The 216-nt window shown below is 63.0% G+C and carries 1 pseudogene; it reads right to left on the bottom strand.

Annotation, left to right across the window (positions count from 1 at the left end):
* Window positions 1-95: 95 nt before the first annotated feature.
* Window positions 96-216, bottom strand: a pseudogene (locus tag EXE42_RS20580) (MBL fold metallo-hydrolase); the annotation flags it as partial.

Raw genomic sequence — 216 nt, 5'->3', positions numbered from 1 at the left:
ATACCCGCACGTCCCGGAGCAAGGGCTTAAATTCCACGGGCCGCGTTTCGTGGTTGATAACCGAAACGTCGAGAAAACGGCCGCTCGACTCCCGTTTACAGGTCGATCCGGTCGCCGATCTCGACTATCTCCAGCCGGTCCGGCGACTCGTAGCTCCGCACGTGGTCGTGGAGCGCGGTCGGGTCGGCGGTCAGCCCCTTCCACATATCCCAGTGG

This window comes from Halorubrum sp. SP3 (genome assembly GCF_005435195.1).
GTDB classification, from domain to species: domain Archaea; phylum Halobacteriota; class Halobacteria; order Halobacteriales; family Haloferacaceae; genus Halorubrum; species Halorubrum sodomense.
This window is presented reverse-complemented; position numbering and strand designations above follow the sequence as displayed.